General features: G+C 70.3%; 15 protein-coding genes. 4 read left to right on the top strand and 11 right to left on the bottom strand.

All coding sequences use genetic code 11. The annotated features are described in order from the left end of the window. Positions 1 to 23 precede the first annotated feature (23 nt). Entirely contained in the window at positions 24 to 2,282 is a 2,259-nt protein-coding gene (locus tag PV734_RS28940; RefSeq protein ID WP_319097903.1) for an MMPL family transporter, read from the bottom strand. A 175-nt stretch (positions 2,283 to 2,457) separates the two neighbouring features. After that, positions 2,458 to 3,066: a TetR/AcrR family transcriptional regulator gene (locus PV734_RS28945; protein ID WP_319097902.1), complete on the bottom strand. Its 609-nt coding sequence runs from the start codon at positions 3,064 to 3,066 to the stop codon at positions 2,458 to 2,460. 295 nt (positions 3,067 to 3,361) lie between these two features. Between PV734_RS28945 and PV734_RS28950 the strand changes: the two genes are divergently transcribed. Beyond that, positions 3,362 to 6,637: a S41 family peptidase gene (locus PV734_RS28950; RefSeq protein ID WP_319097901.1), complete on the top strand. Its 3,276-nt coding sequence runs from the start codon at positions 3,362 to 3,364 to the stop codon at positions 6,635 to 6,637. 204 nt (positions 6,638 to 6,841) lie between these two features. Here PV734_RS28950 and PV734_RS28955 read toward each other — a convergent pair whose 3' ends face one another. The 4 genes from PV734_RS28955 to PV734_RS28970 form a co-directional block, all read right to left on the bottom strand. Beyond that, positions 6,842 to 7,039, bottom strand: a complete 198-nt coding sequence (locus PV734_RS28955; RefSeq protein WP_319097900.1) for a hypothetical protein — start codon at positions 7,037 to 7,039, stop codon at positions 6,842 to 6,844. An 88-nt stretch (positions 7,040 to 7,127) separates the two neighbouring features. Next, a complete protein-coding gene (locus PV734_RS28960) occupies positions 7,128 to 8,036 on the bottom strand; it encodes an SDR family oxidoreductase (protein ID WP_319292615.1) in 909 nt (302 codons plus the stop codon). Next, the gene (locus PV734_RS28965) at positions 8,033 to 9,016 is read right to left on the bottom strand and encodes an alpha/beta hydrolase (protein WP_319292616.1); all 984 of its coding nucleotides are present in this window, start codon (positions 9,014 to 9,016) and stop codon (positions 8,033 to 8,035) included. Before PV734_RS28965 ends, PV734_RS28960 begins: the two co-directional genes overlap by 4 nt. Then, positions 9,013 to 10,566, bottom strand: a complete 1,554-nt coding sequence (locus tag PV734_RS28970) for an NAD(P)/FAD-dependent oxidoreductase (protein WP_319292617.1) — start codon at positions 10,564 to 10,566, stop codon at positions 9,013 to 9,015. Before PV734_RS28970 ends, PV734_RS28965 begins: the two co-directional genes overlap by 4 nt. Positions 10,567 to 10,733: 167 nt before the next feature. On the opposite strand from PV734_RS28970, the gene PV734_RS28975 reads away from it, so the two are divergent. Next, positions 10,734 to 11,354 carry a MerR family transcriptional regulator gene (locus tag PV734_RS28975; protein WP_319097908.1) on the top strand — a complete coding sequence of 207 codons (621 nt, stop codon included), beginning with the start codon at positions 10,734 to 10,736 and terminating at the stop codon, positions 11,352 to 11,354. 20 nt (positions 11,355 to 11,374) lie between these two features. Here PV734_RS28975 and PV734_RS28980 read toward each other — a convergent pair whose 3' ends face one another. Continuing rightward, a complete protein-coding gene (locus PV734_RS28980; protein WP_319292618.1) occupies positions 11,375 to 12,178 on the bottom strand; it encodes an exodeoxyribonuclease III in 804 nt (267 codons plus the stop codon). Between the two features lie 68 nt (positions 12,179 to 12,246). Here PV734_RS28980 and PV734_RS28985 point away from each other — a divergent pair, with 68 nt between their 5' ends. After that, positions 12,247 to 12,732: a GNAT family N-acetyltransferase gene (locus PV734_RS28985; protein ID WP_319292619.1), complete on the top strand. Its 486-nt coding sequence runs from the start codon at positions 12,247 to 12,249 to the stop codon at positions 12,730 to 12,732. On the opposite strand, the gene PV734_RS28990 is transcribed toward PV734_RS28985, so the two are convergent. Beyond that, positions 12,684 to 13,484, bottom strand: coding sequence for a hypothetical protein (locus PV734_RS28990; protein ID WP_319292620.1), 801 nt, complete (start codon positions 13,482 to 13,484; stop codon positions 12,684 to 12,686). The two genes, PV734_RS28985 and PV734_RS28990, sit on opposite strands and share 49 nt — an antisense overlap. 802 nt (positions 13,485 to 14,286) lie before the next feature. Here PV734_RS28990 and PV734_RS28995 point away from each other — a divergent pair. Further along, on the top strand, positions 14,287 to 17,076 hold the full coding sequence (locus tag PV734_RS28995) for an ADP-ribosylglycohydrolase family protein (RefSeq protein ID WP_319292621.1): 2,790 nt from the start codon (positions 14,287 to 14,289) through the stop codon (positions 17,074 to 17,076). A 26-nt stretch (positions 17,077 to 17,102) separates the two neighbouring features. Here PV734_RS28995 and PV734_RS29000 read toward each other — a convergent pair whose 3' ends face one another. From PV734_RS29000 to PV734_RS29010, 3 genes are all read right to left on the bottom strand, one after another. Beyond that, on the bottom strand, positions 17,103 to 17,570 hold the full coding sequence (locus tag PV734_RS29000) for a GmrSD restriction endonuclease domain-containing protein (protein WP_319292622.1): 468 nt from the start codon (positions 17,568 to 17,570) through the stop codon (positions 17,103 to 17,105). A 52-nt stretch (positions 17,571 to 17,622) separates the two neighbouring features. Continuing rightward, positions 17,623 to 19,758, bottom strand: coding sequence for a UvrD-helicase domain-containing protein (locus PV734_RS29005; protein ID WP_319292623.1), 2,136 nt, complete (start codon positions 19,756 to 19,758; stop codon positions 17,623 to 17,625). Between the two features lie 79 nt (positions 19,759 to 19,837). Further along, complete coding sequence (locus tag PV734_RS29010) at positions 19,838 to 21,427, bottom strand: serine/threonine-protein kinase (protein ID WP_319292624.1); 1,590 nt, start codon at positions 21,425 to 21,427, stop codon at positions 19,838 to 19,840. Positions 21,428 to 21,588 lie beyond the last annotated feature (161 nt).

The following is a 21,588-nucleotide window of genomic DNA, read 5'->3' on the forward strand; positions in this document are numbered from 1 at the left end:
TCCTCAGCTGTCGTACGACCGGCTCAGACCCGCACGAGCTCCCGGTCCTCGTCCTTCGGACGGTTGTCGTCGTCCAGGGTGCGCAGGCCCTCGCCCTCGACGTCGACGTTGGGCAGTACGCGGTCCAGCCACTTCGGCAGCCACCATGCCCGCTTGCCCAGCAGGGCCAGTACCGCCGGGACGATCGCCATGCGGACGACGAACGCGTCGAAGAAGACCGCGATCGCCAGGCCGAAGCCGAACAGCTTGATCATCGACTCGCTGGAGCTGATGAAGCCGCCGAAGACGGCCATCATGATGATCGCGGCGGCGACCACGACCCGGGCGCTGTGCTTGAAGCCGGTCACCACGGCGTCGGACGGCGACTCGCCGTGGACGTACGCCTCCCGCATCCGGGTCACGAGGAACACCTCGTAGTCCATCGCGAGGCCGAAGACCACGCCGACCATGAAGATCGGCACCATCGACATGATCGGGCCGGTCTCGTCGACGCCGATCAGGCCGCTCAGCCAGCCCCACTGGAAGACCGCGACCACCGCGCCGAGCGCGGCGAGGACGCTGAGCAGGAAGCCGAGGGCCGCCTTCAGCGGAACCAGGATGGAGCGGAAGACCAGGATGAGGAGCAGGAAGGCGAGGCCCACCACCAGGCCCAGGTACGGGATCAGGGCGTCGTTGAGCTTCTGCGAGAAGTCGATGTTCATCGCGGTGGTGCCCGTGACCAGTACCGTCGCGCCGGTGTCGGCCCGGACGCCGGCACTCTCGTCGCGGATCGCGTGGACCAGGCCCTCGGTCTGGGTCGAGGACGGCTTGGAGTTCGGGATCACGGTGATCGTCGCGGTGTCGCCGGCCTTGTTGAACTGGGCCGGGGTGACCGTGACGACGTCCTTGAGGCCCTTGATCCTGTCGGCCAGCTTGTCGGCGCCTGCCTGGGGGTCGGCGACGCCCTGTGCGTCGTAGACGACCATCAGGGGACCGTTGAAGCCGGGGCCGAAGCCTTCCGAGAGCAGGTCGTACGCCCTGCGCTGGGTCGTGGACGTCGACTGTGAGCCGTCGTCGGGCAGGCCCAGCTCCAGCTGGGTGACCGGGAGCGCGATCGCTCCGAGCCCGAGGACGCTGAACATCAGCACGGCGACCGGCCGACGGATGACGAAGCGCGCCCAGCGGGTGCCCATGTTGGGGCCGGCCGGCTTCTCGGACGTGGCGCCCTTCGTGTCGGACGGCGCGTCGGCGAGCTGCTCGGCCTTCTTGTTCCGCCTGCTCTTCTTCTGGCCCGCCGGCTGGACCTTACGGCCCGCGTAGCCGAGGAGCGCCGGGATGAGGGTCAGCGCGATGAGGACGGCGACCACGACCGTGCCGGACGCGGCGAGGCCCATCTTGGTCAGCATCGGGACGTTGACGACGGCGAGGCCCGCCAGGGCGATCACGACGGTGAGGCCGGCGAAGACGACCGCCGAGCCGGCGGTGCCGGTGGCGCGTCCTGCCGCCTCCTCGTGGTCACGGCCGTCCGCCAGCTCGCCGCGGTAGCGGGAGACGATGAACAGCGCGTAGTCGATACCGACCGCGAGACCGATCATCAGTGCGAGCGTGGACGTGGTGTCACCGAGGTCGAGCGCGTTGGCGAGGGAGGTGATGGTGGCACCGGCGATACCGACGCCGATGATCGCGGTCAGCAGCGGCAGTCCGGCCGCGACCAGCGAGCCCAGGGTGATGACGAGGACGATCGCGGCGATGGCGATACCGACGGCCTCGCCGACGGCCCCCGGCTCGGACGCGGCCTGCAGCGCGTCTCCGCCGACGTCGACGGTCAGCCCGGTGGCCCGTGCCTCGTCCCCGGCCTTCTCCAACGCGTCCTTGGTCGAGTCCGCGAGTTCCATGCCGGGAAGTTTGTACTTCACCGACGTGTAGGCGACCGACCCGTCCTTGCTCACGGCGTTCGTCGTGAACGGGTCGGTGACGGAGATGACTTCGGAGCCGTCGCCCAGTTGTTTGACGGTCTTCTCGACGGTCGCCTTGTTGGCGGCGTCCGTCATCTTCTGGCCCTCGGGCGCCTTGAAGACCATACGGCCGGTCGCTCCGTCGGCGCTGGCGCCGGGGAAACGCTGTTCCAGCAGGTCGAAGGCCTTCTGGGCCTCCGTGCCCGGAATGGAGAAGGAGGTGGTGCCCGCGGCGGGCGCGCTGGCCGCGCCGACTCCCGCGAGCGTCAGCAGCGCCACCCATATCAGGGCGACGAAATGCCGTCGCCTGAAGGCGAGCCGGCCGAGTTTGTAGAGGAACGTGGCCACGAGGGCGTACTCCCGGTCAGGTCGTTGAACAGCAACAGGACGTGTTTGACCGGCCTGTCGGGGCGCAGGCGGGATCAGCCCGACGACGTGAGCGGTCGCGTCAGGTGGGCAGGTGACGGGTGGTGACGGGTGGTAAAAAGGGCCGGCGTACTGAGGAGGTCGGGTACCGAAGAACTCAGCCGCTGGTACGGACGCCGAGGGCGGGGAGGACCACGGCGTCGATGTAGGTGCGCAGGAAGTCCTGCGTCGGGGGCTGGTCGTCGATGAGCGTGCGCGCGACGAAGCCGCCGATCATCATGTGCAGCACATAGTTGAGCGCCGGGTTGTCCGCGCTGACCTCACCCCGGTCGATCGCCCGCTGCAGCACCTTGCGGAACGCTGCCGTCTCCGGCTCGATGAGCAGTTCCCGGAACGCCTTCAGGAGATCCGGATTGGCGTGGACCGCCATGCCCAGAGCCCGCATGAGCGCGGAGTTCTGTTCCATGGCGCAGTCGTCCTCACGGAGCAGCAGCGCGTACATGTCACCGGGCAGGGACCCGGTGTCGATGCCGACGAGGGCGAGGCCGCCCGGCTTGCTGTGCCGCATCGCCCTGACGACCAGTTCGGCCTTGCCACCCCACTGGCGGTAGAGCGTGGCCTTGCTGGACTTCGTACGGGCGGCGACGGCGTCCATGGTGAGCGCCTCGTAGCCGACTTCCCGGAGCAGGTCGAGCGTGGCGCCGTACAACTCGGCCTCACGCTCGGGCGTGATCCGACTACGGCGCGCCGTTGCGACCTCGGTCATGTCACTCACCCTTTCTGGCTCCGGTATCGGACGACACCGTGGCGTACAGCTCAGCCGTACGTCAATGAACATACCCCGAGAATCATAGAAACGAAACCGTTTCGTACGTGTCGTCACTCACGGACGGTATCGGGAACCATCAGGACACCGGGCCGGGCACGGGGCACGGGGCACGGCGCCGCACATCGGCACTGGACATTGACGCCGGACACAGACACCGGACATTTCACACATTGACGGAATTGGAGGCGCGTCCGAAGTTGCTGGGGCCCCGTTCCCGGAAAAGCATGGGGAGGTGAGCTATCTGCGCCTGCCCCACCTCAGCGGAGACCTGTTGTGCTTCGTCGCCGAGGACGACCTCTGGCTCGCCCGCCTCGACGGAGACGAGCGCCCCGGGTCCCCCGGCACCGACGGCCGGGCCCGGCGGCTCACCGTCGACCGTACGAAGGTCGGGCACCCGCGTTTCTCGCCCGACGGCCGGCACATCGCGTACACGAGCTGGCGCAGCCTCGTGCCCGAGATCCACCGGGTCCCGGTGGACGGCGGCCCGGCGCGGCGGCTCACCTACTGGGGCAGCGCCGACACCCAGGTCTGCGGCTGGTCCCCGGACGGCGACATCCTCGCCGTCGCCTCCCACGGCCAGCCCTTCTCCTACTTCACCTGGGCCTACAGCGTGCCCACGGACGGCGGCCCCGGCGGTCGGCTCCCCTGGGGCCCGGTCTCCGACATCCAGGTCGCGGACATCGCCGGGGAGCGCAGAACCCTCCTCCTCACGGGCACCCCGCCCCACGAACCGGCCGCCTGGAAACGCTACCGGGGCGGCGCGACCGGCCGCCTCTGGCTGCACGGCGAGCGTCTGCTGCCCGACCTCGACGGCCACCTCCACTCCCCCATGTTCGTCGGCGACCGCATCGCCTTCCTCTCCGACCACGAGGGCGTCGGGAACCTGTACTCGTGCGCGTACGACGGCTCCGGGCTGCGCCGCCACACCGACCACGACGCCTTCTACGCCCGGCACGCGTCGAGCGACGGCACCCGCGTCGTCTACCAGTGCGCCGGCGACCTGTGGATCGTCGACGCCCTCTCCGCCGACTCCGTCCCCCGCCGCCTCGACGTGCGGCTCGGCGGACCGCGCGCCGGTCGTCGTACGTACCAGGTGCCCGCCGCGCAGCACGTCGACGGCATCTCGGTCGACGAGACGGGCCGCGCGAGCGCCGTCGTCGTACGCGGCAGCCTGTACTGGCTGACGCATCGCGACGGCCCGGCCAGGACGATCACCGACACACCAGGGGTACGGGTCCGGCTGCCCGAGATGCTCGGCTCGGGCGGGCAGGTCGCGTACGTCACGGACGCGGAGGGCGAGGACGCTGTCGAGATCGCCTACCTGCCGAGGGCCAGCGGGGAACGCGCCCCGAGGCGGCTGGCGTCCGGCGGGCTGGGCCGGGTACTGGAACTGGTGTCCGACCCGGCGGGCGAACGCCTCGCCATCGCCGCCCACGACGGCCGCCTTCTCCTCATCGACGCCACGGACGAGGCGAACGGCGAGTCGAACGGCGAGGTGACCGAGCTGATCTGCTCCCTCAACGGCCCGGTCACGGACCTCGCCTTCTCCCCGGACGGCGCCTGGCTGACCTGGTCGCACCCGGGCATCGGCCGCTCCCTGCGCCAGATCAAGATGGCCCGCACAAAGGGCCAGGACCGGCTGATCGTCGACGTGACCAACGGCCGCTTCGAGGACGAGAACCCGGTCTTCACGCGCGACGGCCGCTACCTCGCCTTCCTCTCCTGGCGTGGCTTCGACCCCGTGTACGACGTCCACACGGGCGACCTCTCCTTCCCCCTCGGCTGCCGTCCCTATCTCGTCCCCCTCTCCTCCGCCACCCCCTCCCCCTTCGCCCTGTCCCCCGACGGACGACCGGCCGCCGGGGGCCTGGACCCCGCTGAGGACGAGGGCGCCGACGGCACGGTGACCGTCGAGGTCGAGGGCCTGGAGAGCAGGGTCACGCCCTTCCCGGTCGCCGCCTCCAAGTACTCGGCGCTGTGTCCGGTCGCGGGCGGCGGGCTGGTGTGGCTGCGCTGGCCGATCTCGGGAGCGCTGGGCGAGACGTTCGCGAACCCGGACGACACGAGCGGCCGGCCCACGCTCGAACACTTCAACCTCGGCAAGGGCAAGAAGTCCGAACTCGTCGGCCACCTCGACTGGTTCGCGGTGAGCGGCGACGCCTCGCGGCTGGTCGTCGTCGACGAGGACGAGCTGCGCGCGGTGCCGTCCAGCGATCCGGGCGACGCCGACACGACCGTCTGGATCGACCTGCGCCGGGTCCTGCACGAGGTCGACCCCCCGGCGGAGTGGCGGCAGTCGTACGAGGAGGCGGGCCGCCTGATCCGCGCCTACTTCTGGGAACCCCGGATGTGCGGCATCGACTGGGACGCGGTGCTCGCGCAGTACCGCCCGCTCGTCGAACGGGTCGCGTCCCCCGACGAGTTCGCGGATCTCCTGCGCGAGGTGCTGGGCGAGCTGGGCACGTCCCACGCGTACGTCACAGCCGCCCGCCGCAACGAGGGCCCACCCCACTACCAGCGCCGGCAGGGCCTGCTGGGCGCCAACTTCGTTCGCAGGGAGGGCGGTTGGCTGCTGGACCGGATCCTCCCCGGCGACTCCTCCGACTCCAAGGCCCGTTCCCCGCTGGCCGGTTCGGGAATCCGGGAGGGCGCGCTGCTCACCCAGGTGGACGGCCGCCCGGTGGACCCGGTGACCGGCCCGTTCCCGTTGCTCGCGGGCGCGGGCGGTACGACGGTGGAGCTGACGTTCACGCCGTCGGAGGGCGAGGGACCGGCCAGACGGGTCGCGGTGGTCCCCCTGATCGACGAACGCCCGTTGCGCTACCAGGACTGGGTGGCCAAACGCCGTGAAGTGGTAAGGGAGTTGAGCGGCGGACGGTGCGGTTACCTCCATATCCCCGACATGGGCGGCTCGGGCTGGGCCCAGTTCAACCGCGACCTGCGCATGGAGGTGTCGAGGCCCGCCCTCATCGTCGACGTGCGCGGCAACGCGGGCGGACACATCAGCGAACTGGTGGTGGAGAAGCTGACGCGCACGATCCTGGGCTGGGACCTGACACGCAACGCCCAGCCGGTCTCGTACGCCTCGAACGCCCCCCGGGGCCCGGTGGTCGCCCTGGCCGACGAGGCGACGTCCTCCGACGGCGACATGATCACGGCGGCCTTCAAGCTGCTGGATCTCGGCCCGGTGGTGGGCCAGCGGACCTGGGGCGGAGTGGTCGGCATGACCGGCCGCCACCGCCTGGGCGACGGCACGGTGATCACGGTCCCGATGAACGCGGCCTGGTTCGACGCCTACGGCTGGACGATCGAGAACCAGGGCGTCGCCCCGGATCTGGAGGTCCTGCGCACCCCGCTGGACTGGGCGGAAGGCCGCCACGTCGAAACGGACGACGCCATCAAACTGGCCCTGGCCCTCCTGGAAACCCACCCAGCCGCAACCCCCCCGACCTACGACAGGGTCCCCAACCGAGCAAGACCAGAACTCCCCCCACGGCCAAGTTCCTGACGGGCGCCGGGGCCACCCACCCAGGGGCGCGGGGAACTGACGGCCAAGTTCCTGACGGGCGCCGAGGTCACCCACCCAGGGGCGCGGGGAACTGCGCGACAAGCCCCCACCGGGCCCGCACCCGACAACTCACCCAGAAAGACAGAAACGCAGGGTGCCCTCACCAAAACCGAGGGCACCCCACGCAACCGCACTCAAGCAGGACTACGCCTCGTAGTCCTGGTTCATCCGGTCCTCTTCGTCCCGAATGGCCCGCTCCGTCTCCTCATCACGAGGACGCCCCCGCTCCGGAGTCTCCCCCTGCCCCGGCTGGCCCGGCTGCCGCTGACCCTTCCGAGCCTGCTGCTCCATCTTCTCCTTGGCCTGGCGGGCCTTGTCCTGCATCTCGTCCTTCATGCCCATGTGGGTTCACTCCCGTAAGTGGGTGAGGGGATGGGGGCTCGACCACATTTGCACGCCCGGACAACGCACGCATTTCGATCAGTAACGTTCAGTCACCGACCGTGTCCGACCCCCGCCCGACAGCCACCCCCCGGGCCTCCTCGTCCGCCGCCCCACCCGCGCCGACCAGCCCGGTACCCATCCCCTGCAACCGCCCCGAGAACCGCCCGACCTCCCGCTGCCCCACCGCACCGATCAGCCCCGGCAGATACCCCCGTACCCCCTGCATCCCACGCAGCCACCACTGCCCGTACACATGGCTGGACCGTCGCTCGATGCCCGCCACGAGCCGGTCGACGGCCGGCCCCAGCGGATACGTCTTACTGGCCGGCCACGGCAGCCGCTGCCTCAACTCCCGCATGACGTCGTCCTGGTCGGCCCCCCGCACCATGTCGGTGTCGGTCCAGGACAGATACGCGACGCCCACCCCGACACCCTTGTACCCGACCTCGGCGCGCAGACAGTGCGCGTACGCCTCGACGCCCGACTTGGACGCGCAGTACGCGGACATCATCGGCGCCGGCGTCATCGCGGCGAGGGACGCGATCTGCAGGAGATACCCGCGGCTCTCGGTCAGCACCGGCAGGAACGCCCGGCCCGTGACCGCCGACCCGATCAGATTGACCTCGATGACCCGCCGCCACGACTCCGGATCGGAGTCGACGAAGGGCCCGCCGCTCGCGACCCCGGCGTTGGCGACGACGATGTCGACCTTCCCGAAGCGCTCCTTGACCTCCGCTGCCACCCGGGACATCGCCTCGTGATCGGTGACGTCGGCGTGCCAGTACGCACTGTCGGTATGCAGCCGGCCGGCCACCTCCTTGAGCGCCTCGGCCTCCAGCCCGACCAGCGCGACCCTGGCCCCGCGAGCGGAGAGCTTGCGCGCGAGCAGCTCACCGACTCCCCGAGCGGCCCCCGTGACGACAGCGACCTGCCCGTCCAGACTGACCTTGCTCATGCGCTCTCCTCCATACGTACACTGCTGCCGGCCTGTGTGTCCTGCCTGCCCGGTGCCCCCAACCGCCCGTACTTCAGCCCGAGTTCACGGATCATCCCGGTCACCGCCCCCGGCGCCTCGACCGGCGTCATGTGCCCGAGCCCGGGCAGCTCGGTCGCGCTGTGGCACCGGGGCAGGGCGGCGGCCAGCGCCCGCGCGTGAACGGGCGGGGTGAGCCGGTCGGCGGTACCGACGACGACAGCGGTCGGCACAGTCAACTCCCTTACCTGGACGTCGAGTTGAACCCCGTCCAGCACCCGCGACCAGGCGTACCGCACCTTGCGCGGACACGCGTGCACGATCCGGGCGCATGCCTCGACCATGGCGGGCGTCGAACCGGCGCCCATCGTCGCGTACTTGAGGATCCGCTTGGAGACCGGCGTGACCGGTCCCATCGGGGCGCGCGAGCTGAGGCTCCGCCGGGTGAGCCAGGCGCGCAGTCGCCCGGCGCGCATCGGGAGGACCAGCGCCTCGGCGACGAGCCGCGAACTGCCGGTGCTGCACAGCAGTACGGCCGCCGTGTGCTCCCGGAACCGCGGGCGCGTGGACGCGGCCAGCACCGTCATCCCGCCCATGGAGTGACCCACGACCACGGCTTTCTCGCCGGGCGCCAGGGTCGCCGCGAGGACGGCTTCCAGGTCGTCGGCGAGGAGGTCGGTACTGCAGACGGGGCTCGCCGGGCTGCGTCCGTGACCGCGCTGGTCGTAGGCGACGACCCGGTGATCGAGGGCGAGTTCGCGGATCTGGGCGGCCCAGAAGGCGGTGGAGCAGGTCCAGCCGTGGGCGAGAACGACCACGGGCCCGTCGGCCACGCCGTGCACCTCGACATGCAGCCGGGCACCGTCGGCCGAGACGGCGGTCAGCTCACGGGAGGGGACGGGCGGGGCGTACGGACCGTCCGCCACGGATGCCGCTCGCCCCGACCGCGTCAGCCGGCTCACGCGCCCACCTCCACAGCGGAGTCGGCACCCTCGGTGCTGTTGCCCGCACGGCCGCTCGCCCGCAGGACCTCGTACTCGGCGAGATCCACCCGCCGGGTCGCCCGCCGGAACTCGGAGGTCGTACCGGGCCAGATGGTGGTGTTGCGCCCGTTCGCGTCGAGGTACCAGCTGCTGCACCCGCCCGTGCTCCACACCGTGCGCAGCATCCGCCGCTGGACCCGGTCGTTCCAGGCGTCGACGGCGGCGGGCCGGGCGTCGAGGGCCACCCGGCCCCCGAGAACGTCCAACTGCCGTACGTAGTCGGCCATATAGCTCAGCTGGGACTCGATCATCAGGATCATGGAGGAGTTCCCGAGGCCAGTGTTGGGCCCGATGATCGTCATCCAGTTGGGGAATCCGGTGGCGGAGGCACCGCGCAGCGCCCGCATCCCGCTCTCCGCCCAGACCTCGGCGAGTGTCCGCCCGTCGGCCCCGACGACCCGGTCCGCGATGGGCATGTCGGTGACGTGGAACCCCGTACCGAAGACGATGGCGTCGACCTCGGCCGTACTCCCGTCGGCCGCGACGACGGTGGAACCCCGCACCTCGCTCAACCCGCTGGCCACGACGTCCACGTTGGGCCTGGTGAGCGCCGGATAGTACGCGCTCGACAGCAGGATGCGCTTGCAGCCGATCCGGTAGTCGGGGGTGAGCTTGGCGCGCAGGGCCGGATCCTTGACGGCGCGGTGCATGTTGCGCTTGGCCAGCGCCTCGACGGCCCCGAGCTCGCCCGGATGTTTCGTGAACGCCTGGACCTGCAACTCCCTTACGCCCCAGGACAGTCCGCGCCGCAGCCGGGTGGTGAAGGGCAACGCGCGGTGCACGGCGCGCTCGGCGCCGCCGATCGCCCGGTCGATGCGGGGCATGACCCAGGGCGGGGTGCGCTGGAAGAGGGTGAGGCGGGAGACGTCCGGCTGGATGGCGGGCACGATCTGGATGGCGGAGGCCCCGGTCCCGACCACCGCGACCCGCTTGCCGCGCAGGTCGTAGTCGTGGTCCCAGCGCGCGGAGTGGAAGACCTTGCCGGGGAAGGTGTCGAGCCCCGGGACGTCCGGCACCCTGGGGTCGGAGAGGGGCCCGGTGGCGGAGACGACGAGGTCGGCGAGCAGGGTCCCGCTACTGGTCTCGATGACCCACGCCAACCGGCTCGCGTCCCAAGTCATCTTCTTGACGTCGGAGTTGAGGCGGAGATGGGGCCGCAGCCCGAAGACGTCGGTGACGTGCTCCAGATAGGCGCGGATGTGCTCCTGCCCGGAGAAGGCGCGCGGCCAGTCGGGATTGGGCGCGAAGGAGAACGAGTAGAGATGGGACGGCACGTCACAGGCGCAGCCCGGATAGCTGTTGTCGCGCCAGGTCCCGCCGACGCTGCCGGCCCGCTCCAGCACGACGAAGTCGGTGACCCCCTCACGACGCAGCCGTACGGCGGCCCCGAGCCCCCCGAACCCGGACCCGATCACCGCCACCCGCACATGTTCGTGTTCGGCTTCGCGTTCGGCTTCCTGTTCGGCCATGCCGATGCCCTTCCCTGCGCGACCGCGCCAGTGAACACTGGCGCAATGGGGAGAGTAGAGGAGGTCCGTACCGATGGGTAGGGTCCGGAAGGGGGAAAGTTACCGGGGGTACGCCTTAAGGTTCCGACGTGGCAGACGCAGAGAACGCCGAACAGCGTGAGTACCGGATGGAAGAGCTGGCCGGGCTGGCCGGCATCACCGTCCGCACCCTGCGCTTCTACCGCGAACGCAGACTGATCCCGCCACCCCGCCGCGAGGGCCGCATCGCCTGGTACGACGACCACCATCTGGCCCGACTGCGCACGATCTCCGCGCTGCTTGAACGCGGACACACCCTCAACGGCATCGCGGAACTGGCCGAGGCCTTCGACCACGGCCGCGACGTCGCCGACCTGCTCGGCCTCGGCGACCCCACCGAGGAGACCCCGGTCCGCCTGACCCCCGAGGATCTCGCCGACCGCTTCGGCCCGGACTCCACTCCCGAGAACCTCGCCGCCGCGATGGACCTCGGCTACCTGGGTACCGACGGCGAACAGATCGTCCACATCAGCCGCAGCCTCCTGGACGCCTCTTCGGCACTGGTCCAGGAGGGCATCCCGCTGTCAGCCGTCCTGGCGGCGGGCAAACTGGTACGCGAACACACGGACGCCCTGGCCGAGATCTTCACGAACGTGATCCTCACCCACGCCGCCGACGCGGACCCGGCCCGCCTGCGCCCGCTGGCGCAACGGGTGGTGGAGGCGGAACTGTCGCTGGCGCTGGACCGACGTATGCGCCAGGACACCTGAAGCTCCGGGTGTGGGGCAGCTCAGAGGTCGTAGACGACCGTGACGGGCGCGTGGTCCGACCAGCGCTCCTCATGCGTCGCCGCGCGCTCGACGTACCCCTTGACCGCCTTGGCGGCGAGCCCCGGCGTCGAGATCTCGTAGTCGATCCTCCAGCCTGAATCATTGTCGAAGGCCCGCCCCCGGTACGACCACCACGAGTAGGGCCCGTCGACGTCCGGATGCAGCGCCCGCACCACATCCACATAGCCACCGTCCCCAGCGTCGAGCACCCGCCCGAGCCACTCCCGCTCCTCCGGCAGGAACCCGGAGCTCTTCTGGTTGGCGCGCCAGTTCTTGAGGTCGGCGGGCTGGTGGGCGATGTTCCAGTCACCGCAGACGACGACTTCACGCCCGTCGGCGGCGGCCCGCGCCCGCAGACCCTTCAGGTACGCCAGAAACTCGTCCATGAACCGGATCTTCTCGTCCTGCCGTTCCGTGCCGACCTCACCGGACGGCAGGTACAGGCTGGCGACGGTCACGCCGGGCAGATCGGCCTCGACGTACCGCCCGCTGCCGTCGAACTCCTCCGAACCGAAGCCGACCTGAACACGGTCCGGCTCGCGCCGGCTGTAGAGGGAGACGCCGGCGCGGCCCTTGGCGGCGGCGGGCGCGTGCGTGACGTACCAGCCCTCGGGCGCGCGGACCTCCTCCGGCAGTTGCTGCGGTTCGGCGCGCACCTCCTGGAGGCACAGCACGTCGGCTGAGGTTCCGGCGAGCCACTCCACGAAGCCCTTCTTCGCGGCGGCACGGAGCCCGTTCACATTCACACTGGTCACAGTCAGCACGCGGGCACGATACCGGTAGAGGGAAAGCCTCTGGCGACAGCGACATGCATAGATGTACCGTATGCGGCATGAATATCCGCCGGGTCTCCTTCGACCACCCCGACGCCGTCAAGCTCAACGACCAGGTCCAGGCCGAGTACGCCGCACGCTACGACGACGAGGGCGACGCGACCCACCTCGACCCGGCGATGTTCGACCCGCCGTCCGGCCTCTACCTGATCGCGTACGACGACCAGGACCGCCCCGTCGCCACCGGCGGCTGGCGCGGCCACGACGACGACGCGAACGCCGAGGGCTATCTGAACGGCGACGCCGAACTGAAGCGGATGTTCGTCGTCCAGGAGGCACGCGGACTCGGCCTGGCCCGCCGCATACTCGCCGCCCTGGAGGAGGACGCCCGCACCGTCGGCCGCACCCGCATGGTCCTGGAGACCGGCACCAGACAGCCGGAGGCCATAGCCCTCTACACGTCCAGCGGCTATGCACCCTGCGCCAAGTTCGGCTACTACCGCCACCACGACCTGAGCTGCTGCTTCGCGAAGAGCTTGCGGTAACCGCCCGTTTCGAGCCGTTGGACGCATGGACGCACTGACGGAGGACCAGGACAGGATTCGTCGGCGGCGGCCAAGCCGCGTTGGGCATGGCTGAGTAGTTCTCGGGGGTGGGTGCCGCCGGCCAGTGCTGCGGCGACCAGGGTGACCCGCCGTGGTGTGGACAACCAGGGCACGGGTGCCGCTGGGTCGCTTGCGTGCAGCCCGTCCAGGAGCACCGCCAAGCGGTCGGCGGACGTTGTGCTGCGCCGGGTGAGGTAGCCGCAGGCCTGGCCCGCGGTGAGCGGGGCGATCTGGATATGGGTGGCTTGGGCCAGAGCGTGGCCGGAGTCGACCAACGCGCGGTAGCGCCAGGAACGACAGGCGAGAACGACGGGGGCGCCGGTGTGACCGGCAAGGGAGGCGTTGAGAGCCTTCATCACAGCGACGGCGCGCGGCGCGGCATCATGAGGATCACTGCCCGCGTCCATCTCGTCGAGTCCGTCCAGCACTGGCAGGATTCGGCGCTTGTCCACACAGTCCTGGCCTGGATCGGCCGGCGCACCGGGTGGCTCGTTCATGACCTGGAAGCCGAGGTTGATCGCATGGTGGCCTTGGCCGAGCAACTGGTAGCGCTGCGGCCCCCACCGCTTCTTGGAGGCGGACACCAGATCCTCGATCACCTTGTCCGCGTAGAGCTCTGCCCGGTTCTGCGTCCGGGCCGACAGCAGCCCGTACAACGTCAGGGGCACGCCGATGACAGCGGCCCAGTCCATCCCTCGGTAATCGCCACTCAGCCCCGACTGCAGTGCCCGAATCGTCGCCACGAACGCACAACATGCCAGTACGCCGTTTCCCAGACGCCAGCGACGCCAACGCCGTGCTCCCCCATCGGACATGGGCTGATGATGCTCCAGAAGAGAGGCTCGAAACGGGCGCGGTGGCATGGCCCTCGCCGCGCTCGACGTACACCCCCGGGTCGCGATGCAGATCCTCCGGCACAGCAAGATCGGAAGTGATTGCTGTACTTCGCTGCTGTACGGCACCAAAAAGCCCCAGCCGGATGACTCCGACTGGGGCTTTGAGCTGCGGTGGGCCGTTCACGGGTGGGTCTGAGCTGGGGATACGAGCACGTTCTACAGGACCTTCCCAATCAGACAGAGATCGTTTCCCAATAGCTTGTATCCACCATGCAACTCCGATGCCCCCCACGCCGCCCAGCCAAGCCTCGCACCCCCTACAGCACGCGCCATGGGCGCACCGCCGTGACACAGACCGGATTGGATGGAGGCGATGTTCCCGGCCCGACCCGCCTCACCGTCCGAGCGGGCGACTTCGCCGTACGGATGCCACCACGGCTTCCCTTGCTGGCGCTCACCCTGGCGAACGTGCCGATAATGTCTTATTGACGATAAGCGAGATGTCGTGCCAATGTGGCGGAGCGTTATCCGCCGAGAGCTACTCCTTGTTCGGCATTCCGCCGTGCCTGCACGGTTCCCGTTGCTTACGCCTGCGATCGCTGCCCGCACGCCAGCCGCTCGGCCCGCTCCGCGCGCCGCCGCACCTAATGGAGGCTCCATGGCCCACGCCCGCACCCCGCAGCCCCACCTGGACGCGCGGGGCACCGACCGGGCCGCCGGCGTGCTGCTCGGCGCGGCCGTGGGGGACGCCTTGGGCGTGCCCTACGAGTTCAAGGCAAGGCTGAGCGAGGACCAGCAGCCGCAGATGATCGGCGGCGGCCTGGGACCGTACGAGCCCGGCGAGTACTCCGACGACACCCAGATGCAGGTGTGTATCGCCGACGTCGCGGCCACCGGGGCGGACCTGCGTAGCCCTGAGGCCCTCGACGCGATCGCCGCCAACTTCCAGCGCTGGCTGAGCGGCGGCGCCAGCGACGTCGGTGCCCAGACCCGTACCGTCCTGGGCACCGCCCGCAGCACCCCCGGAGCACCGGGTGCGGCGATGCTCGACGCCGCCCGCCACTTCACCAGCGGCAACGACCGCGCCGCCGGCAACGGCTCGTTGATGCGCACCGGGATCGTCGCCCTGACCTACCTGGGCGACCCCACGGCGATGGCCGAGGCCGCCGTCGCCGTCAGCGCGCTGACCCACCCGGACCCCGACTGCGCCGACGCCTGCGTGCTGTGGTGCTCCGGCATCCGCACTGCGGTGCTCCACGGCACGCTCGACGGCGTACGCGCCGGCCTGGACCTGATACCCACGGAACGCCGGGACGTGTGGGCGCAGCGGCTGGACGAGGCGGAGGCCAACCCGCCGCACCACTTCGGCAACAACGGCTGGGTCGTCCACGCACTCCAAGCCGCTTGGTCGGCGATCACCCGCACCGCCGTCCCCGAGTTCCTCCCCGCCAAGAACAGCTTCCCCGCCCAGCATCTGCACCTCGCCCTGGAGGCCGCGGTGCGGGCCGGGACGGACACGGACACCGTCGCGGCGATCACCGGCGCCCTGCTCGGCGCGCGCTGGGGCTGCTCCGGCATCCCCCTGCCGTGGCAGCAAGTCGTCCACGGCTGGCCCGGCCGCACCGGGGCCGACCTGGTCCGGCTGGCGGTGCTCACCGCCCGCGGCGGTAGCGACGACGCCCAGGGCTGGCCCTCGGTGCCGCGCATGTCTGTCGGCAACCACCACAGTTTCGCCGTTCCCCACCCGCACGACCCCGGGGTGGTGCTAGGCAACCTGGCCCTGACCCAGGACGCCGAGCCCGTCCCCGTCGAGGCCGTGGTTTCGCTGTGCCGTGTCGGCACGGACCCGATCCTTCCCGGCGCCGAGGTCGAGCACGTCCGCGTCTGGTTGGTAGACAGTCAGGGAGACAACGCCAACCTCCACTACGTCCTGGACCAGGCCGCCCGTCACGTGCTGCGACTGCGTCAGGAAGGCAAGCGGGTTTTGCTCCACTGCCTTGCCGGGCAGAGCCGCACCCCGGCCGTCGCCGCGATCTACAGCCACCTGGCCACTGGCACCGACTCAAAGACCGCGCTGGATGACCTGCGCCGGGTGTTGACCGGCGGCTGGCAGCTCCCGGCGCACCCCGAGATGCACGACGCGGTGCAGGAGCTGACCACCGGGGCTGGTGGCGGGCAGCCGACCGGTCCAGGCGTCGCAGCGACGGATCCGATCACGCCCCGGCCGGCCCCGGCCCACAGCACCCCACCGCAGGAACAGGACAAGGCCCATGCCGAGCAGCGACAGGAGGAGCTGGACCTGGGCCCTGACGCTGAGCCAGCGCGGCAGAGGGAGTTCCTTAAGGAGAAAGGGGCGGTGTCCCGGGTGCGGGGGATGCTGCTCGGCCTGGCTCTGGGAGACACGCTGGGCGCTGCTCGCGGCAAGTTGCCGGCCGACGGCCCGCTGCGGGCCAGGGTCAGCACCCAGCTGGCCTGCTTCACCGCCGAGGGCATCATCCGCGCGTGGGTGCGCGGCGCCCACAAGGGCATCTGCCATCCGCCGTCGGTGGTGTGGCACGCCTACTGCCGGTGGGCGGCCCTGCAGGGGATCGAGGTCGAGCGGATGCGGAAGCGCTGGGCCCAGGCCTGGGGCAGCGCCGACATGGTGTGGCCGGACGGCTGGCTCGCCCAGGTGCCCGTGCTGGCCGAACGACGCGGCTCAGCACCGGCGACCGTGGCGGCCCTGTCCAAGATCGATAGTGCACCGTACGGGAGTCCGACGACCAGTCGCGGCTGCCACGCGCTCACCCGCACCCTTCCCATCGCCGTGGTCGTCGCACACGGCTCGGAGCAGTCGGTCGAGTTGGCCCGGGAGTTCGCTGCCCTCACCCACGGCGGCCCAGCCGCGCAGTCCGCGGCAGCCCATGCTGCCGTTCTGGTCAGCCATTGTCTGACCAGCAGTCCGCAGGTGCAGGCAAACCTGCTCGGCGGGCGGTCGCAGGTGCAGCAAGCCTTGCTGGAGGGCCTTTATGCCCTTCCTGATGCCGACCCCGCCCTGACCACCGAGGAGCGCGATCGGCTTCACGGGGCACTTCAGCATGCCGAGGACCAGCCCGCGGACGCGGAACGGCTCGCGAAACTCGCACCGGATGCCACCGCGCCGTCGGCACTGCTCGGCGGCCTGTATGTCGCCGCCTCCTTCCCCGACCGCGCCCAGGTAAACGCCGCGCTGAGCTTCGCAGCCGGGGCGCCGGACGGCGACTCGGTCACCTGCGTGGCCGGTGCGCTGCTCGGAGCGGCGCACGGCGTCGAGGCACTGCCCGTCAATCTGATCAGCCGCCACGAACTGGCCTGGGTCCTCGACACCCTGGCCCGCGACCTCATCACCGAGCTCACCGACTCCCCCAGCGGCGGCGGGTTCGGCGGTGGCTGGGACCCGCACTGGTGGGACCGCTACCCCGGCTGGTGACCCGCCCTTGCCTTGCAGCGGGTGGGTCACTGGGCGTGCAGCCGGTCAGGGCTCCAGACGCGTTCGGCGAGTTCCCTATACAGGTCCTGGCGTTCTTCCAGTGCCTGCTTATCGAACACGGCGTAGGGCTTGAAAGCTAGTCCGGTGCTCTGCCGGAACGCCAGGAAGGTCGGGTTGTTGCGGTAGCAGGGGTCAGCGAGGGTCTTGGCGAGCAGGTTCTGGCCGAAGTAGGCGACGACCTTGTGCGAGTAGTCGTCTGCGCCGAGGGACTGGTTGAACCCGCGGGGCAGCAGGATTAGTCCGCCGAGGCGGTTGCGGTAGCTGGCGAACTCCTGCGGCGAATTGAACTGGTCAGTGAACCGGGTGTAGTCGTCGGGCCAGATGTGCTCGATCTCGAAGGGTTTGCCCGTCGCGTGCGAGACGTAGTCGATAAACCGCGAGGGCATACCGCAGGCGCGCTCCGCGTATGCGGTGAAGCGGGCCAGGATGTACACGACTGGCACCACACTGCAGTTGCCTCGCAGCGCGACCCTGCACCCCCTTGAGTCAGCCAGTCACTTTCGCCTCCGCCAAGAACCGGCTCGGCTCCCCCGTCCACGACACATAGAGCCCGTCCCGCGCCCGCGTGCAAGCTACGAACAGCAGGCAGCGCTCGGACAGGAGGTCCGCTTCGTGCTGGAGGCGGTCCACCTCGACAGGTGTCACCGCCTTCGGCGCGGGCAGGGCGTCCGCGTTCACGCCGGTCACGGCGACACAGCGGAATTCCAGGCCCTTGAACGAGTGCATGGTGCCGACACGGACGGCGTCCGCCCCTTCCGGTGCGTCGGCCCTCAACTTCCCCGCCGGGATACCGGCGGCCGCCAGCCTGGCGAGCGCCTTCTCGACGCTTTTGTTGAAACGGGAGGTGACGCCGATCTCGCCCGGAGCCACGCCGTTCTCCGTCCACCCGCTTACGCGGTCGACGAGTGCGTCGAGTTCGGCTTCCTCCGACGCGGCTGCATGCATCTCGGGGCCGTTTCCGTGCAGGGCCGAGCGATAGCCGAGGAGGGTCTCGTTGCGGGCGTCGTCTTCCAGTTGCTCGAAGGGACGGCCGACGAGGAGGGCGGTGGACCAGCTGAGGATCTCGTGTGTGGAGCGGTAGTTCTTCCGCATCTTGGTGGATCGTCCGGCGACCTTGATGCCGAGGGCCCGCAGGGAGACCTTCGTGTCGTAGATGCGCTGATGAGGATCGCCGGCGATGAACAGGTCGTCGGGTCGCGCCGGGGCGGCCGCGCGCAGCAGCCGCCATTGGGCCGGGTGCAGATCCTGCGCCTCGTCGACGACGATGTGCCGGTACAGCGGACCGTTCGCCCGGAGCAGGTCGGCCGCCTCCGTGCACGTCCCCAGGTAGGTGCGCCGGCCGTCTGCCGCGAGACGGTCGGTGAACTCTTGGACTGTCCGCCACACCAGGGGGCGTTCGGCGGCCGGGAGGCGGCTGCCCCGCCCACGCCGGTCAGCGGCCTCGTACTCCCCCTCACTCCGCAGATCCTGGGCCAGGATGACGTGCTTGTACTCCTGGCCCAGGAACTGGGCTGTTCCGGTGCAACCAGTGGCCCGGGCGGCCTGCTCCCAGCGGGTCTCCTCCTCGCCGCCGCGCAGCGGGCGGCGCGAGGTGGAGACGACGCGGCTGGCGAGGGCGTCGACGGTGGTGATGTCCACGCGGGCGCGCAGTTCCTCGTCCTCGATGAGTGTGGCGAGTCCGGTGCGCAGTGCGGCGACGAGAGCGTTGGTGTACGTCGTCAGCAGGACGCGGTCGCCGTCGCGCAGGAACTTCAGCAGGTGCTTGACGCGGTGCAGGGCGACGACGGTCTTGCCAGTGCCGGGGCCGCCGGTCACCTGCGCCGGTCCGGAGTAGCTGGCCCGGTAGGCGACCTTGTGCTGGGAGGGGTGGAGGTAGACCCGCCAGGCGGCAAACGGGCTGTCGAGGATGTCGCGCAGTTCGTCGGAGGCGGTGACGAGGGCGATGCGGGTGCGGGTGTGACGGATGGCGGTCGCGTAGTCGGTCGTGTCCACCGGATCGGACGCGGAGGTGGGGAGGTTGACGGATACCAGGTCGCGCCAGACCTCCTCCACGGTGAAGCCCTCGGCGAGGTACTCCAGGACTTCCCTCTGGTCCTGCGGGAAGTAGGGGGCGAAGGCCTCCAGTTGCTCTTTGCTGGTGAGGACACGGGCCTGGCGCAGGGTGGTCCCGTCGATGCCGAGGGCGGCCAGGTCACCGTCGGAGACCTTGGCGAAGAGCCGCTCGTCGGGCGCGGCGGCGATCCGCTCATACGCGGGCGTCAGTTCGTCGAGCATGGCGATGTCGCGGATCTCCACGGCGCGGGTGACCGTGTTGATGCTGGCGCGCTGTTTGATCGCCCAGGCGATGGCCTTGTCGTGCGGCATCACGCGCAGCAGTACGAAGGTGTCGCCGCTGTCGGGGGCGAGGACGACGCCGCGGGTGCCCTGGGCTATGCGGATGGTGCGGATGTGCGGGTCCTTGGCCTGCTTCAGTGACTCCAGTTTCAGGCCGGGGTCCTTGAAGAGCTGGTCGAGGGTGAGGAGTTCGAACTTCTCCCAGGCGTCGAAGACCCCCTGCTTGTCAGTGCCCTGGAGTTTGCCGAGCTGGGCGCAGAACCCGATGTCGAAGGCGAGGTGTGGCATGGTGTCCCGTTCTGCGTGCGCGCTGCGTGCGTCCTGTGGCTGGGAGTGGCTACGAGTGCCTGCGAGGTGTACGAGCGGGTTACCCGGCGGCGTCGCCGTCGAGGTCGAGGCGGATCAGCGCCAGTGCCTCGGCGATCTCGACGGTCATCTCGTCGTCGGGGCCGAACACCATGCACATGTCCTGATGGAGCGGTTCGAGGACCTGCCGGGCTTCGACGGTCCGGCCCTGGGCGAGCAGCAACATCCCGATGTTGTGCCGTAGCTCCACCGCTTCCTCGCTCACGTCGCTGTCGACGGCCCGTACGACGTTCAGCACGCCCTGGAGTGCGGTGAGCGCGTCGGTGACCTGGCCGAGTTCGGCGCGGCACCGTGCCGCCTGGGCGCGGCAGGCGCGGGTCTGCTCGCTGGTGGGTCCGGCGATGCGGGCGTACGCGTCGGCGAGGGCGTCGAACTCGGGCAGGGCGGCCCGGTAGTCGCCCCCGAGGAGGCGGATCGCCGCTCGCTGGCGGCGCAGTGCCAGCACCGGCTTGCTCTCGGAGCCGAGGGCGAGGGCCGCGGGTTCGATGACCTCGCCGAGCACCTCGGCGGCCTGCGCGAACCGCTCTTCCTCCAGCAGGGCGTCGGAGTGGGCGTACGCCTCCTTGATGTCCTCGCGCAACTGGGCGGGGACGGGCACCGGCTGGGCCCCCGGGAGGACGGCTGTCGGCGTCGAACCACCGGGTGCGGGCGCCTGGGCGCGGGCGCGGGGCGCGTACGGGCGACGGAACACGCCCGTCGGGTCGGGTGCGCCGGCCGGCCCGACATCGGCCGTGCCAGGCTCCTGGCCTGGCGGCGGCAGGAACGGCAGCAGCCGCGCGTACACCTCCTGCGTGTCGGCGGGCCGCGCCTCGGGCGCCTTGCGCAGCAGGTGCAGGACCAGCTCCTCCAGTGCCTCGGGGACGTCGGACCGCAGCTGTCGCAGCGGGGTGGGGGCGGCGTTGACGTGCTGATACATCAGCAGGTACTCGCTCTCCGCCTCGAACACGAGGCGCCCGCTGAGGAGTTCGTGCAGCACACAGCCCAGCGCATACAGATCGGTCTGCGGGGTGATGCGTCCGCCGCGGACCTGCTCGGGCGACATGTACTGGTGTGTGCCGATGGGGCTGCCGGTGGCGGTCAACTTGGTGACGTCGGTCCGCAGGATCGCCGCGATGCCGAAGTCGAGGACCTTCACGGTGCCGTCGCGTGCGACGAGGATGTTGCCCGGCTTGAGGTCCCGGTGGATGACCGGCACGTCGTGCGCGTACGACAGCACGGTCGCGATCTGCGCGGCGACGGCTGCCGCCCAGCTGACCGGCAGCGGCCGACCGGGGTCGAGGTAGGCGGACAGCGGTACGCCGTCGACGAGCTCCATGACCAGGAATAGACGCTCGTACGACGCGTCGAGCACCGCGTCGTACACCTGTGGCACGCCGGGGTGCTGGATGCGCGCGGTGATGCGGGCCTCGCGGCGGAATCGCTTGGCGAACTCCTCGGCCAGCTGCGGGGAGGTGACCGATGCCTGCCGGATGAGCTTCACAGCGACGGGCCGGTCGAGCACGGCGTCGTAGCCGCGCCATACGTCGCCCATGCCGCCGTGGCTGAGCTCCTCCAGGAGTTCGTAACGGTCGGAGATTGCCTCCTGTGGCACGTTGCCCCCGGTGTGCGTGATGAACAGTCACGGTCAGGGGTCAAGTGTGACCGCTGTGTTGATCTGGCGTCCAGCGGTCACGGTGCGACAGGGGCTCGGGCTCAGCGGTGGACGACGGGCGGGAGGGTGCGGCTGCCGGTTCGGCAGCAACCGGTGGGCAG

Source organism: Streptomyces sp. AK08-02 (genome assembly GCF_033795085.1).
In the GTDB taxonomy this organism is placed as follows: Bacteria; Actinomycetota; Actinomycetes; order Streptomycetales; family Streptomycetaceae; genus Streptomyces; species Streptomyces echiniscabiei.